Source organism: Nocardia sp. KT25-26, assembly GCF_056627695.1.
Window position 1 is genome coordinate 3094822 of the sequence record NZ_CM152813.1, and the last position, 15656, is coordinate 3110477.

Below are 15656 nucleotides of genomic sequence, written 5' to 3' on the forward strand. Positions count from 1 at the left end.
GTGACAGACGACAGACGCCTGGCCCGCACTCCGATCGCCATCGTCGGAATGTCGGGGCTGTTGCCCCACGCGCGCAACCACCGAGAGTACTGGCAGAACATCGTCGACGGTGTCGACTGCACCACCGAGGTGCCGGCATCGCGCTGGAGTCTCGACGACTACTACGACGCCGATTCCGACGCACCGGACAAGACCTATTCGCGGCGCGGAGCCTTCCTGCCCGATGTCGACTTCGATCCTCTGGAGTTCGGCCTGCCACCGAACCAGCTCGAAGTCACCAGCACCATGCAGACGCTGAGTCTCGGCGTGGCCCGGGACCTGCTCACCGACGCCGGGGCGGACGAGTCGTCCTGGTACGACCCGGGCCGCACCGGGGTCGTGCTGGGCACCACCGGCCCGGTTCCGCTGATGCATCCGCTGGCCGCCCGGCTGTCCACCCCGGTGCTGAAGGAGGCCGCCCGTTCGGTCGGGCTGTCCGCCGCCGACGCGGACGCCGTCGCCGACCGGTTCACGGCCGCGTTCGCGCCCTGGGAGGCCAATTCGTTCCCCGGTCTGCTGGCCAACATCACCGCCGGTCGGGTCGCGAACCGGCTCGGCCTCGGGGGCATCAACTGCACGGTCGACGCCGCCTGCGCCGCTTCGCTCGCCGCGCTGCGGACCGCGATCGCGGAGCTGCAGGACGGCCGCGCCGACATGATGATCACCGGCGGTGTCGACACCGAGAACACCATCTTCATCTACATGTGCTTCAGCAAGGTCGGTGCGCTCTCCGAATCCGGCCGGATCAGCCCGTTCGGCGACGGCGCCGACGGCACCCTGCTGGGTGAAGGAATCACCATGCTGGCGTTGCGCCGGCTCCAGGACGCCGAACGCGACGGCAACCGGATCTATGCGGTGATCCGTGGTCTCGGTTCGTCGAGTGACGGGCGCGCGAAGAGCATCTACGCACCCCGGGCCGGCGGTCAGCGGGTTGCGCTGGACCGCGCCTACGCCGACGCGGAGATCTCCCCGGCCGATATCGGCCTCATCGAGGCCCATGCGACGGGCACCCCGGTCGGGGACCGGACCGAGCTGACCGCGTTGCGGGAATTGCTTTCCGAGGCGAGCGACGAAACCCGGTTCGCTGCGCTCGGCAGTGTGAAATCGCAGATCGGGCACACCAAGGGCGCCGCCGGGACGGCCAGCCTGATGAAGCTGGCCTTCGCGCTGCACCAGAAGGTGCTACCCGGCACGATCAATGTGGACGCACCCAATACCGAGATCGCCGCCGCGGACGCACCGTTCTACGTGAACACGCGCACCCGCCCATGGATCCGTGATCCGCTGCATCCGGTGCGCCGTGCCGCGGCGTCGGCATTCGGGTTCGGCGGCACCAACTTCCACGTCGTCCTGGAGGAGGCCGACTCCGGGCTCGACCGGCAGGTGTTGCATCGCACCGCCCGGGCCCACCTCTGGCATGCCCCCGACGTGGCCGGGCTGATCGATGCGATCCGCGGTGTGCCCGCCGTAGACGGTGGGCCGATTCCCGAGGACCACGCCCGGATCGGCTTCGTTTCGGTCGACGACGACAACGCCGACTATCTGCGCTCGCTCGCGGTGGACGAACTGGTCCGGAACCCGGACCGCGCCGACTGGGACCATCCCGAAGGGGTGTACTTCCGGTCGGCCGCGTTGCCCGACCGCAAGGCCGGTGCACTGTTCGCCGGGCAGGGTAGCCAGTACGTCGAAATGGGCCGGGATGCCGCCCTCGCGAATCCGCTGGTGGCCGCGGCATTCGACGCGGCAAATGCTGCGTTTGCGGGTGAATCGCGCCGCCTGTCGTCGGTGGTGTTCCCGCCGCCGGCTTTCGACGACGACACCGCTGCCGAACAGGAGGCGATGCTGCGGCGCACCGAATTTGCCCAGCCCGCTATCGGCGCCCTGTCCGCCGGTCAGTTCGATGCCCTGCGCGCCTGTGGATTCCGCGCCGAGGGATACCTCGGGCACAGCTTCGGTGAACTCACCGCACTGTATGCGGCCGGCGCGCTCACCGAGCCCGACTTCTTCGCGCTCGCCCGGGCTCGCGGTGCCGCCATGGCTCCGCGGGACGGGGTGGAAGCCGGGACCATGATGGCGCTGGGCGCGAGCCGGGAACTGGCCACCGAACTGCTCGACGGCCTGGACGATGTATGGATCTGCAACCACAACGCCCCCGAACAGGTGGTGGTGGGCGGTGGGCCCGAGGGGGTCGCCGCGATGCGGAAGCGCTGCGAAGACCGGGGTGTCGCGACTCGGGCTCTGCCGGTATCCGGCGCCTTCCACACTCCGTACGTGCAGCATGCGGTCGCAGCGTTCGCGGCGGCGGTGGCCGGGACCGACTTCGACACACCGGCGGCGCCGGTGTACGCGAACAGCCCGGGAGCCCGGTACACCGGCGAGGTGCCGGCCGACCGGGCACTGCTCACCGAGCAGCTCAGCAAACCGGTGGAATTCGTTTCGGCGCTCACCGCCATGCAGGCCGACGGCTGCACCGTCTTCGTCGAATTCGGGCCGAAACAGGTACTCACGTCGCTGGTCCGGCGCACGCTCGGCGACGACGTGATCGCGATACCGGTCGACTCCGGCCCCATCGGCAACAGCGACCTGAGCCTGACCCGCGCGGCAGTCCGCTTGGCGGTCCTGGGGTTCGACCTCGCCGGAATCAACCGGCACGCGGCACCGGAGCCCCGGGCCGCGGCACCGGAGCGCCCGGGGATGAGCGTGACCCTGTCGGCACCGGAATACGTTCCGGAGAGCCGCCGTCGCGCCTACGCCGAACGGCTCGCCGACGGATATCGCGTGCAGGCCGCTGGGTCGGCGTCGCCGCCCGCCGCATTCGACGAGCCGGTCGTACCGGCAACACCCGGCGCCGCGGCGGAACCGCCGCCTGCGCTGTCCCATGACAATCTTTCGGAGGCACCCGTGTACGAATCCAGTCCGTCCGCTGCCCCCGTGGGCATTGCGGCCAACGACCGCGCGCTCGATCAGCATCTGCAGACCCACCGCCAGTATCTCGACGGCCAGCTGGACCTGGCCCACAGCCTCGCCGGGGCGCTGCGCGCCGGACCGGTAGACGACGCCACCGCCCGGGCGATCGAGGCCGTCACCGGCCACGGCCTGGCGATCAGCGAAAGCCACGCCCGCGCCGCCGAGGTCCTCGGTCGCCTGGCCGAACTCGAACACGGCTACCCCGCCGGATCGGGCGCTGCGTCGGCGTCCGTCGCACAGGCGTCTGCACCCGCCCGCCTTCGGCATGTGGCCGTGGCTGCACCGGCCGAGCAGTTCGCGCTGGGTGTACCCCCGGCCACAGACCTAGCACCGGCCACAGACCCGGCGCCGCCGAGCAACGGTGCGGCGCCCGAACCGCCGATGGTGGACACCGCAGCCCATCCACCGATTGCCGGTGCCGGAGCGCCCGAACCCGCTGCAGCAGCGGTCGCCCCCGGGCCCGCGCCGGCCGCGGTCGCCGCCGGCTCGGCACCCTCCGCGGGGGAGGGTGTTTCGGTGGAGGTGTTGCGTTCGGCGCTGCGGGAGGTGGTGACCGAGCAGACGGGGTACCCGGTGGAGATGGTGGATCCGTCGATGGATCTGGAAGCGGATCTGGGGGTGGATTCGATCAAGCGGGTGCAGGTGATCGGTGCATTGCAGGAGCGTTTTCCGGGGGTGCCGGATCTGGGGCCGGAGCAGTTGGGGACGTTGCGGACGCTGGACCAGGTGGCGAAAGTGCTCGGTGGGCCGGAAGCGTCGGGCAATGACGCGTCGGTGACTGGACCCGCTGCGGGGGAGGGTGTTTCGGTGGAGGTGTTGCGGTCGGTACTGCGGGAGGTGGTGGCCGAGCAGACGGGGTACCCGGTGGAGATGGTGGATCCGTCGATGGATCTGGAAGCGGATCTGGGGGTGGATTCGATCAAGCGGGTACAGGTGATCGGTGCATTGCAGGAGCGTTTTCCGGAGGTGCCGGATCTGGGGCCGGAGCAGTTGGGGACGTTGCGGACGCTCGATCAGGTGGCCGAACTTCTCGGCGACCGGGAAGGTGGTGATGTCCACCCAAAAGCTGAGGCCGCGGCGGCCGCGTCGCGGCATGCCGTGGAACTGATCGCGCTGCCCGGTGTCGACATCCGCACCGATCTCGAGCTGAGTGCGGGTCGCGTCGCAGTAATCGAGTTGACCGGTGGCGAGACCGCCGAACCGGGACCGGATGCCGCGGCACTGGGCGCGGAACTCGCTGCCGGTGGTGCCGGCGTCCGATACGGCCACGGCCCCGAAGCGGCGGCCGAAGCGGACCTCTGCGTGGTTCTGCTCGCCGGCGGCGGCACGGATCGTGCGCGCCGGTTGCTGACCGAGGTCATCCTGACCGCCGCCGCGGCAAAGGAGGCCACCGCATTCGTCACCGTCACCCGGATCGACGGCGGGCTCGGATTCCACGGGACCGCAGAACCGGAGCAGGCACTGCTCGGCGGTGTCGGCGGAGTGGTGAAGACGCTGGGAGCCGAACATCCCGAAATGTTCTGCCGAGCACTCGACTTCACCCCCGATATCCCGGCAGGCCGGCTGGCCACACTCGTGCGTCGCGAACTCGCCGACAGTGCCTGTGATACTCCGGAAGTCGGCATCGATGCCGACGGCAGGCGCTGGGGGCCGGTGCCGAGCCGCTACGGCCCCGCCCGGTCCGTGACCCCGATCGGTTCCCCCGAGTCCCGGGAACCCAGCGTGCTGACCGACGCCGACCTGCTCGTGGTCACCGGCGGCGCCAGAGGCGTCACCGCCACCTGCATCCGGGAGCTGGCCCGGCACAGCCCCGGCCGGTTCCTGCTGCTCGGCCGCACCGAGCTCACCGGTGAGCCGGACTGGGCGGCCGGGATCGCCGACGCGGGGCTCCGGGCCGCGGCGGTGCAGGCGCTCGCCGGAACCGGTGCGACTCCGCGGGAGGTCGAACGCGCCTGCAGCGCGGTACGGGCCGGACGGGAGATCCGCGCGACCCTCGCCGCGCTCGACGGCCGTGGGGAGTATGTACCCGTCGACGTCACCGATCCGGAGCAGGTGCGCACCGCCCTCGCCCCCTGGCAGGACCGGATCACCGGAGTAGTGCACGGGGCCGGGGTGCTGGCCGATGCGATGATCGCCGACAAGACTGCCGAATCCATCGCTCGGGTCCTGGACCCCAAATTGGCCGGGCTGGCCGCGGTACTCGCCGCCGTGCCCGAACCCCGGCACCTGGTGTTGTTCACGTCGGTCGCCGGCCTGTACGGCAACGCCGGACAGTCCGATTACGCCGCAGCCAATGAGGCACTGACCCGGTTCGCCATGGCCTGGCGGCACCGGCGCCCGGACCGGCACGTCACCGCGATCGACTGGGGCGCCTGGGATGGCGGCATGGTCACCCCGGCCTTGCGTGCGCACTTCCGGGAGCGCGGCATCGCCCTGCTCGATCCGCACCAGGGTGCGACGGCATTCACCGAACAGTTCACCGCCGGCCGTACGGGTGACCGGGTGGTACTGGTCGGCCCGGCCGGTTCGCTCTCCGAACCGGCTGCACCTGCCGCCGGCCCCTTCCGGGCACGGCGGGAGCTCGCCGATCTCCTGGACGAGCCGGTCCTAGAAGCCCACCGGATCGGTGAACACCGGGTGCTGCCCGCCACATTCGGACTGGGTTTGATGATCGATGTCGTCGAACGCGCGCTGCCCGGGCACCTCGTCGGTGCGGTGCACGATTTCCGGGTGCTCAAGGGGGTCGTCTTCGATCGGCCGCTGTCCGGGCTCGAATGCGATGTGCGCCCGGGAACGCCGGACCCGGCGGGCCTGCCGGTCGAGGTCGGCGTATCCCACGATGGACAGGCACATTTCCGGGCGACTCTGCTGCTCACCCGGTCGACCGACACGCCGCCCGTCGTCGCCGTTTCGACCGGTCCGGCCGAGTCGGTCGATATCTACCGCGAGGCGATACAGTTCCACGGCCCGGCACTGCAGGGGCTGCGGGAAATTCGTGCGGACACCGGCGACACCTTGGTGTTCGAGTGCCGGCTCCCCTCCGAGCCGGTCGCCCGCGGCTCCTACGCGGGCCGGCTGCACGACCCGGTGCTCGCCGACCTGATGCTGCAGGGACCGCCGGTCCTGGGACACCGGCTGTTGAGTGCCGCATGCCTGCCGCTGGGCATCGGGAAAGCGGAGTACTACGCGCCACTGCCGGCGGACGGGCCGTTCCTGCTCACCGTCGGCAACGCCCGACCCGGCCGATACGACGCCCGGATCGACGCGACCGCCACCACCTCGGACGGCACCGTGCTGCAGCGGTTCTCCGACGTGACCGTGGTGACCACGCCCGACCTGACCGACAAATTCCGGACCTCCGTGAGGCGGTGGATGGCATGACGACAGTGGAATTCGACGGCATCGCATTCGATCCCGTTCCGACTCCCGGGTCGGCGATACCCGTCCCGGTCGGTGCATCGACAGCGGCCGGCGAGGCCGGTGCGGTGGCCCCGCCGTCGGGCCGGCCGGAACGGCCGCCGGTGGCGAACCCGCTCGCAGTCCTCCGGGCCGGGCTGGTCGATGCCCATCGCAGCGCCCTCGGCGCCCAGCTCGCCGTGCAACGGGCGATCTGGGACCGGGCGGTCGGCAAGAACGACGTGCGGACTCGGCTGCCGAGCGAGCCGGTTCCGGGTGGATCGGGCGTCGGGGCTGGTGTCGCCGCGCGACCCGATAGAGGTATAGCCGCCGGAACCGGGATATCGGCGCATGATGTGGCGCGGGAGCGCGGTGAGGCGCCTATCCGAGCCGGACAGGCGATTCCCGATTCGCCCGGTATGGGCGCTCGTTCGGCGAGTTCCGGCCTCGGTTCGGTAGCTGGGCACGCAGCGGAGGGCGCTTTCAAACCACCGGCCCGTTCTCCGATTCGCGCCCTCGACGGACCCGCACTGCGACAGCTGGTGTCCGGGCAGACAGCCGAGGTGTTCGGACCGGACTACATCCGCGGCGGCAGCCCAGCGGCGGCCCGGCTCGCCGCGGCGGGGCCGCCGGTACTGACCGAGGTGTCCGAGATCGAACTGTACGGCGGCACCGGCGACGGCCGGGTGCGCGCCCGGTTCGACGGTGATCCCAAGGCCGCGGCCGAACAGATCGCCGAGGTGTTCGCCCTGTACACCGGCTTGCCGCTGTGTCTGCCCGGCGCGATGTTCGTGGCCTCTCTCGCCGGTCCGGTGCCGGCGGTCGGATCCGGCACCATCGAACTCGTCGTCACCGGCATCGACCTGATCCCGCGACCGTACGTCACCGGGACCGTCCGGATCTCGGGTGCGGAGACAGCGTTCGAGGTGGCTGTATGCCTCACCGAGCAGGCCGGTGCCGGTGTCGGACCGGGGGAGGCGGACCCGGCAATGTTGCTCAACGAATTCCATATGGCCCACCTCTCGCGCGGTGACCAGGGCATCGCCATGGGGGCGGATTTCGCCGAGTACACCGGTGTCCGGGCCACTCGTCTGCCCACCGGCGGGCTGCTGCTGGTGGACCGGGTACTCGAATTCGACGGTGCCCGTGGCCGCCTCGACGCCGCCGCCTACACCACCGAATACGATTCGCCCGCCGACGCCTGGTACTACGGCGACACCGCGAACGAGTCGATGCCGCATTTCGTCTACATGGAGACCTCACTCCAGGCCGCGCTGCTGATGGGCTACTACGCGGGGCCCACCCGAACCCAGCCCGGCACCACCCTCAGCCTGCGCAACCTGGGTGGCAGTGCCACAGTCCTCAGGCGAGTAGATTTGCGGGACACGACGATCCGGCAGAACTCGCGGCTACTGTCGACAACCGTGCTGCCCGGCTCGTCGTTGCAGACCTTCGACTACACCCTCCACGCGGACGGCGACCCGTTCTACCGCGGGGAAACCATGTTCGGCTACTTCAGCGACGATGCGCTCGCCAACCAGACCGGCCTGGACGGCGGGCGCCCGGCCCCGACCTGGTTGTCCGAACACCCGGGGGCGGCACTGCGGGAGATCGACGTGGCGGCCCGCCGCGCCGACCCGGCCGCCCCGCTGTGCGCCCGGAACACCCTGGCCCTGATCGACCGGATCACCGTCGTGGACTCCGGTGGCCGATACGGCCGGGGCTACCTGCATTCGCTGCGCGAAATCGACCCCACGGACTGGTACTTCACCAGACACTTCCACCTGGATCCGGTTATTCCGGGCTCGCTCGGAGTGGAGTCGGTGATCCACGCCGTGCAGGAATGGCTGCTCGACGCGGGATACGCGGACGGCCTCCTGGATCCGTCGTTCCGAATCCCGGCCGGGATCACCTTCGCCTGGCGCTACCGCGGCCAGTTCCTGCCGACCGACGGCACCGTAGAGCTGGAGGCACACATCAAGGACATCCGGCACGGTCCGCACGGGGTCGTCGCCGTCGTGGACGGCTCGCTGTGGAAGCCGGGACTACGGATCTACGAGCTCACCGATCTGGCCGTCGAGCTGGGGGAGCGGGAGGCCGGCCGATGACCACGGCAACGCAGGAACCGATCGCCGAAACCGAGGCGGGCATCGCCGCCGTCCTGCGCGACGTCCATCGCCCCGCCTGGGTCGTGTCCGGTAACGGCCGGATCGGCGTCACCGCCGACGCGGCCATCGCCGCCCGGCTGACGACCCTGGCCGCGGTCGCCCCACTGCCTCCGGAACAGCTGGGTGACCGGCGATTCCGGTCCGCCCACGGCGTTCGGTACGGCTACGCGGCCGGCGCGATGGCCAACGGCATCTCCGCACCCGAATTGGTGACGGCCATGGCGCGGGCCGGGTACCTGGCCTCCTACGGTGCCGCCGGGGTCCCGCCGGCCACCGTGGAGGCGAGCCTGGCCCGGCTGCGGCGCGAGCTCGGTGCCCTGCCGTTCGCCTGCAACCTCATCCACAGTCCGTCCGAGCCTGCCCTGGAGCGCGCCATCGTGGATGCGTGCTTACGGCACGATGTGCAATGTGTGGAGGCCTCCGCCTTCATGGGACTCACCACCGAGGTCGTCCGGTATCGGGCAGCCGGGCTGACCGAGGACCGGACCGGGGCGGTCGCGATCGGGCACCGTCTCATCGCGAAGGTGTCCCGGACCGAGGTCGCGGAGGCGTTTCTGCGGCCCGCGCCGGAACGGCTGCTGCAGCAGTTGGTGACTGCCGGGGATCTCACCGTCGAGCAGGCGCGGCTGGCGGCCCGGGTGCCGATGGCCGACGACCTCACCGCCGAAGCCGACTCCGGCGGACACACCGACCGCCGGCCGCTGTTGGTACTGCTGCCGGAGCTGATCGCGGCCCGCGACCGGGTGGCGGCGAGTTTCCCCGCTGCCGGAACGGTACGAGTCGGCGCCGCGGGCGGGATCGGTACTCCGGCGGCCGCGGCGGCAGCCTTCGGGCTCGGCGCCGCCTACGTGGTGACCGGATCGATCAACCAGGCCACCCGGGAGGCCGCCCAATGCCCGGCCACCAAGGAACTGCTGGCCCGGGCCGGGGTCGCCGATTGTGTGATGGCGCCCTCCTCGGACATGTTCGAAATGGGGGTGCAGGTGCAGGTGCTGCGGCGCGGCACCATGTTCGCCGCCCGCGCACAACGGCTCTACGACACGTACCGGGCGTATCCGGGACTGGATCAGCTGCCTGCGGCGCTGCGTGCCGATCTCGAGCAAACGGTGCTGCGCCGTCCGTTCGACGAGATCTGGCGCGATTGTGTGGAGTTCTTCACCGAACGCGACCCCACCCAGCTGGCCGGCGCGGCCGACGACCCGAAACGCCGGATGGCGTTGGTCTTCCGGTGGTACCTCGGCCTGTCGTCCAGCTGGAGCATCCGCGGCGTCGCGGACCGGGCCACCGACTATCAAGTGTGGTGCGGCCCGGCCATGGGCGCGTTCAACACCTGGGCCGCCGGGAGCCACCTGGCCGACCCCGCCCGGCGCGGTGTCGCCGAGATCGCAGACCAACTGATGCTGGGCGCCGCCTATACGACCCGCATCGCCCAGTTGCGCACCGCGGGGGTCCGGTTGCCCGCAGGCTGCGCCGAATTCGTGCCACAACCGGCCCCGCAGGTAAGGACGGTGCAGCAGTGACCGCAGCAACGACCACGCAAGCCTCGACGACCGCCGGCTGGCTCGTGTGCCCGGGCTGCGGTGCGATGCTCTACGAGCGGCGCTACGACCGCGGCCTGCGGGTGTGCCCGGAATGCGACGGACACGGCATGCTCACCGCCGAGCAGCGCTTGCGGACCTTGCTCGACCCGGACTCTGCCCGGACCCTGACCGTCGCTGCGACGGTGCAGGACCCGTTGCACTTCACCGATTCCCGGCCCTACCCGGACCGGCAGGCGCAAGCCCGGGAACGGACCGGAATGGGCGACGCCGTCCGCTGTGTACAGGGTACGTTGGCCGGCGCGCCGGCCGTGATCGCCGTCATGGACTTCCGGTTCCTCGGCGGGAGCCTCGGCGCCGCGGTCGGTGAGGCAGTGACCGTCGCCGCGGAAACCGCGCTGGCCCGGCGGATTCCCCTGGTCTTGGTCACCGCCTCGGGCGGGGCACGGATGCAGGAGGGCATCGTCGCATTGATGCAGATGGCCAAGACCGCGCAGGCGCTGCGCGCCCTCGACGACGCGGGCATCCTGACCATCTCGATCATCACCGACCCCACCTACGGCGGGGTCGCTGCCTCCTACGCCACGGCAACCGATGTGGTGATCGCCGAGCCGGGTGCTCGCCTGGGTTTCGCCGGGCCGCGGGTGATCCGGCAGACCATCGGCGAAACCCTCCCAGACGGTTTCCAGACCGCCGAGTTCCTGCTCGCTCACGGTGTGGTGGACCTGGTGTGCCACCGGCATGCGCTGCGGGAACAACTCGCGCAGATACTGGCACTGGCCGCCGACCGGGGGCGGCTGAGCACCGGTGTAGGTGAGTCAGTCGAACCGGCGGATCCGGCACTGTTGCCGGACCGAGACGCCTGGGCCAGCGTGCGAGCCGCCCGGGATCTCGGCCGGCCGACCGTCCGCGACTACCTGGCGGGCGCTTTCGACGAATTCGTCGAACTGCACGGCGACCGCCTCGGCGCCGACTGCCCGGCCATGGTCACCGCACTGGCCCGGCTGGACGGGACACCGGTCGTGGTGATCGGCACCCAGAAAGGCCATACCGCTGCCGAACTGGCACGGAACAACTATGGAATGCCCACCCCCGCCGGCTATCGCAAATCGGCGCGGATCCTGCGGCTGGCCGGCAAGCTCGGTCTGCCGGTGATCACCCTGATCGACACCGCAGGCGCCTACCCCGGTGTGGCGGCCGAACGACAGGGGCAGGCTGTCGCCATCGCGGAATCGCTGAAACTGCTGGCCGGGCTGCCGGTGCCGGTGATTGCGGTGGTCACCGGCGAAGGCGGCAGCGGCGGAGCGCTCGCCCTCGCCGTGGCCGACCGCGTGCTGGTCTGCGAGAACGCCGTCTACTCGGTGATCAGTCCGGAAGGCTGCGCTTCGATCCTGTGGCAGGACTCCTCGGCTGCCCCGCGCGCCGCCGAGGCGCTACGGGTCGACTCGACTTCGCTACGCCGGCTCGGTATCGCCGATGCGGTGCTCGCCGAACCCGACGGTGGGGCGCACCGCGATCCGGCCGCCGCGGCGGCCCGGTTGCGAACCCGGCTGCGCGCCGAACTGGCGGCATTCACCGAGCTTCCGGCGACCGACCGCCGGGCCCGGCGCCATGCACGTTTCCGAACCTACGGCCTGCCCGCCGATGAGACCACCTCGCAGGAGATGTCATGACCGAAACCCGATCCACGATAGAAACATCCGGCCGAGTATTGGATCCGGTCGCAGCCGACCAGGCCCTCGCCGTCCTGGCACGGCACGCACTGCAGGTCCGGTCACAGGGCGCACCGGTCACCGTCGTGCTGGCCAACGGGCCGTTGTCGCTGCAGATCAGCTGGACCGAGCGGGCCGCGATTCCGCAGGGCGGTGCCGAGTATCCCCTGCCGGACGCTCCGGTCGCCGAACCTCCGGTCACCGAGTCTGTCGCCGTCGAGTCAGGGCATTCGGTGGCGGAGACCGCCACGATCACGGCCGAGACCGTCGGCGTCTTCTATCGGGCCCCCGAACCGGGTGCCGACCCCTTCGTCGCCGTCGGCGACCCGGTGCAGTCCGGGCAGCAGGTGGGGATCGTCGAGGCGATGAAACTGATGATCCCGGTGATCGCGGGCCAGGAGGGCCGGGTCGCCGAGATCCCGGTCGCCGACGGTGAAGCAGTCGAGCACGGTGCCGTACTCCTGGTGCTGGAGGTGGTCCGGTGACCGGCCGGCCGATCCACCGGGTACTCGTCGCCAACCGTGGAGAGATCGCGCTGCGGGTGATCCGTACCTGTGCGGAATTGGGCGTGGAAACCGTCGCCGTGTACTCCGAGGCCGACGCCGATTCGGCCGCTGTCGGCGCGGCCAACCGAGCCTTTCGGATCGGGCCGGGCCCGGCCAAACGCAGCTACTCCTATATCCCGGCGGTCATCGAGGCCGCGCGTGCCACCGGTGCCGACGCGATCCATCCCGGCTACGGATTTCTTTCCGAGGACCCGGATTTCGCGGAAGTGTGCGAGGCAGAAGGATTCGTGTTCATCGGCACCCCCGCTGCGGTGATGGACCGGCTCGGTGACAAGTCCACGGCTCGGGCACTGATGTCGGCCGCCGGGCTGCCGCTGCTGCCGGGTAGCCGGGACCCGATCGCCGGCGGCGAGCAGGCGCATGCGCTGGCCGACGAGATCGGCTATCCGGTGATCATCAAGGCCGTAGCGGGCGGCGGCGGCCGCGGAATGCGCGTGGTGCGCGCGAGCGCCGACTTCGCCGCCGCCTGGCAGGAGACCAAGGCCGGCGCGACGGCGGTGTTCGGCGACGGGCGGCTGTATGTGGAGCGCTACCTGGATTCCGCCCGGCACATCGAGGTACAGATCCTGGCCGACGAGCACGGGACGGTCGCACACCTGGGCGCCCGGGACTGCTCACTGCAACGCAGGCACCAGAAGCTGGTGGAGGAAGCACCGGCTCCGGCGCTGGCCGCCGGCCTGGCCGACCGGATCGCCGCCGCCGCGGTGCGCGGCGCCGAAGCGGTCGGCTATCGGGGAGCGGGAACCTTCGAATTCCTCCTGGACCCGGGTGGCGAGTTCTATTTCATGGAGGTCAACTGCCGTCTGCAGGTCGAACACCCGGTCACCGAGATGGTCACCGGCATCGATCTGGTCGCCGAACAACTGCGGATCGCCGAAGGCCGCCCGTTGTCCTTACCGCCGGACGCGGGTACTGCCCGGGGCGTGGCAATCGAGTGCCGGATCAATGCCGAGGACCCGGAACGCGGTTTCGCCCCCGCACCCGGCACCCTCACCGAATGCGTACTACCCGGAGGCCCGTTCACCCGCGTCGACACCCACGTCGGTACCGGATACGCGATCCCGCCGCACTACGATTCGTTGCTGGCGAAGGTGATCGTCTGGGCACCCGACCGGCCCGCTGCCATCGCCCGCATGCGCCGCGCCCTCGCCGAAACCCGGATCCGCGGCCGCGGCATCGCCACCACCACCGAATTTCTGCACGACATCCTCGACCACCCCCGCTTCCGGGCTGCCGAGCACGATACGGCCCTGATCGGCTCGATCGGAAGTCCGACGTCGGCGTGACGGTCCGGCGTACCCAGCCGATCCGGAGCCGACGATTGCCACCGGTTCGGTGCTCGGTCGCGACGGCACGGTCGATCGCTTCCGCGGCCTACCCCGCGTACACCAGCTGTCGCAGTGATAGCTCCAGCAACCGGCCGTCGGAGGTCAGATGAGCCGCCGGCCGAGACCGGGGCGGCGGTCAGTCGGGTTTCGGGCGATTCGCGGGGCCACGCGCAGCGAGAAACTCCTCCAGGAGATCGAACAGCACCGCGACGGCTTGCTCGTCCTGCTCAGGCGTGAAGTATCGAAAATCCGGCAGCGTGCCGGCGCCGCCGTCCTCGTATACCTCGCACAGGACCAGCCACGGCCAGTAGAGCTGCGGCCGACCATGTCCGCGAAGCACCAACCAGCTGTGGAACTGCTCGAGCACTCTGTGCCCACTGCCGACTTCGTATCCATCCAGGAACGCGCAGGTCGCCTCGAAGGTCTTTCGCGAGACGAACATGCCGTGGAGCCGCTTGAACTCGGGGAAGAACTCCGGCAAGGACCTACTCATGTCGACATCCTCGCAGAACGCTGCGCCCCGCCCTCCGCAGTGGATATCGCCATGGAGCGCTGGGCGGGTATCGGTCGGCGGGCAGTGTCCCGGGCGACCGGCGGTCCCGGGCGACTGGCGCAGGTCAGCGCAACCGGACCGGCAGCTCCAGCAGACCCCGGATGAGGGTGCTGGTCTGCCACTGCACCGACCCGGCCGCCGGGTCGAGTTGCAGATCCGGGAAACGGCGGAGGAGTCCGGTGAAGGCGATTTCGGCTTCCAGTCGGGCCAGTGGGGCGCCGACACAGAAATGGATGCCGTGGCCGAAGGCGAGGTGGCCGGCGGCGGGGTGGGTGACGTTCAGTTCATCCGGATCGGTGAAGCGGTCGGGGTCGCGGTTGGCGGCGGTCAGTGCGACGTAGACCAGTTCGCCCTCGGGGATTTCGGTGCCGCCGAGGGTGACCGGTTCGGCTGTGCAGCGGACCGTGGCCATATCGACCGGTCCGTCGAATCGGAGGAACTCCTCGACGGCTGCGGGCACGCCGGCGGGGTCGGCGCGCAGTGCAGCCCACTGCTCCGGTGCGCGCAGCAGGGCGTATACGCCGTTGCCGATGAGGTTGACGGTGGTCTCATGCCCTGCCACCAGCAGCAGGAAGGCCATCGACACCAACTCGCGGTCGGTGAGTCGGTCGCCGTCGTCATCGGCGAGAACCAACTGCGACAGGAGGTCGTCGCCCGGCCGGTCCTGCTTGGCGCGCACCAGATCCGACAGATACCCGACCATGGCGGCTGCGGCCCGGGAGCGTTCCTCCTCGGCAGTCCCGACCACACCCACCAATGCTCTGGCCCAGGACTGGAAGTCGTCGCGATCGGCATAGGGGACGCCGAGGATTTCGCAGATCACCGTCACAGGAAGCGGGTTGGCGAAAGCGAGCATGAGGTCGGCGGTGTCGTCCACTGCCATGGCCTCGAGGAGTTCCTCGGTGATCTCCTCGATACGCGGGCGCAGCCGCGTCACCTGCCGGGGGGTGAACGCCTTGTTCACCAGGCGGCGCAGCCGGGTGTGCTCGGGCGGGTCGCTGCTGAGCATGTGCTCGAGCAGGACGAGTGCGTTCGGGTCGGTCGCGGCGTCGCGGCGCTTGCCGCGGACGATCGCATCGATGGTCCGGATGTTCTTGTGCAGCCGGGGATCGGCCAGAGCGGCCCTGGCCTCGGCATAGCCGATCACCACCCAGCGGACGACGTCATCGGGGAACCGGACCCGATGCACCGGACCCGACGCCCGCAAGCGCCGGTAGAACTCGTGCGGGTCGTCGAAGAACTCGGCACCGATCGTCTCGACAGGGGCGGCAGCGGATACGTCGGCCATGGCCCGACGGTACCGAACCGCGACGACCATGCGCCACGATCGAGTCGTGTCGATCGGCCGATCGGACATCGATATGGAATGGCTTCCGGCAACGCTCGATT

The 15656-nt window shown here is 70.3% G+C and carries 8 protein-coding genes; 6 read left to right on the plus strand and 2 right to left on the minus strand.

The genetic code is table 11. From position 1 onward, the window contains the following. The 6 genes from AC1HFH_RS14065 to AC1HFH_RS14090 are packed head-to-tail and all read left to right on the plus strand — an operon-like array spanning position 1 to position 13672. A complete protein-coding gene (locus AC1HFH_RS14065; RefSeq protein ID WP_480243218.1) occupies positions 1–6387 on the plus strand; it encodes an SDR family NAD(P)-dependent oxidoreductase in 6387 nt (2128 codons plus the stop codon). Then, positions 6384–8510, plus strand: coding sequence for a hotdog family protein (locus AC1HFH_RS14070; RefSeq protein ID WP_480243219.1), 2127 nt, complete (start codon positions 6384–6386; stop codon positions 8508–8510). The genes AC1HFH_RS14065 and AC1HFH_RS14070 overlap by 4 nt, the downstream gene beginning before the upstream one ends. Further along, the gene (locus tag AC1HFH_RS14075; RefSeq protein WP_480243220.1) at positions 8507–10090 is read left to right on the plus strand and encodes a PfaD family polyunsaturated fatty acid/polyketide biosynthesis protein; all 1584 of its coding nucleotides are present in this window, start codon (positions 8507–8509) and stop codon (positions 10088–10090) included. Before AC1HFH_RS14070 ends, AC1HFH_RS14075 begins: the two co-directional genes overlap by 4 nt. Beyond that, positions 10087–11781 (plus strand): acetyl-CoA carboxylase, carboxyltransferase subunit beta, encoded by a 1695-nt coding sequence (accD, locus tag AC1HFH_RS14080; protein ID WP_480243221.1) that lies wholly within the window; start codon positions 10087–10089, stop codon positions 11779–11781. The genes AC1HFH_RS14075 and accD overlap by 4 nt, the downstream gene beginning before the upstream one ends. Beyond that, a complete protein-coding gene (locus tag AC1HFH_RS14085) occupies positions 11778–12305 on the plus strand; it encodes an acetyl-CoA carboxylase biotin carboxyl carrier protein (protein WP_480243222.1) in 528 nt (175 codons plus the stop codon). The genes accD and AC1HFH_RS14085 overlap by 4 nt, the downstream gene beginning before the upstream one ends. Beyond that, on the plus strand, positions 12302–13672 hold the full coding sequence (locus AC1HFH_RS14090) for an acetyl-CoA carboxylase biotin carboxylase subunit (RefSeq protein WP_480243223.1): 1371 nt from the start codon (positions 12302–12304) through the stop codon (positions 13670–13672). Before AC1HFH_RS14085 ends, AC1HFH_RS14090 begins: the two co-directional genes overlap by 4 nt. 178 nt (positions 13673–13850) lie before the next feature. Here the strand turns inward: AC1HFH_RS14090 and AC1HFH_RS14095 are convergent, their stop codons facing one another. Together AC1HFH_RS14095 and AC1HFH_RS14100 are read right to left on the minus strand one after the other, a co-directional pair. Further along, positions 13851–14195: a hypothetical protein gene (locus tag AC1HFH_RS14095; protein WP_480243224.1), complete on the minus strand. Its 345-nt coding sequence runs from the start codon at positions 14193–14195 to the stop codon at positions 13851–13853. 136 nt (positions 14196–14331) lie between these two features. Then, positions 14332–15555 (minus strand): cytochrome P450 family protein, encoded by a 1224-nt coding sequence (locus tag AC1HFH_RS14100; RefSeq protein ID WP_480243225.1) that lies wholly within the window; start codon positions 15553–15555, stop codon positions 14332–14334. Positions 15556–15656: the final 101 nt, after the last annotated feature.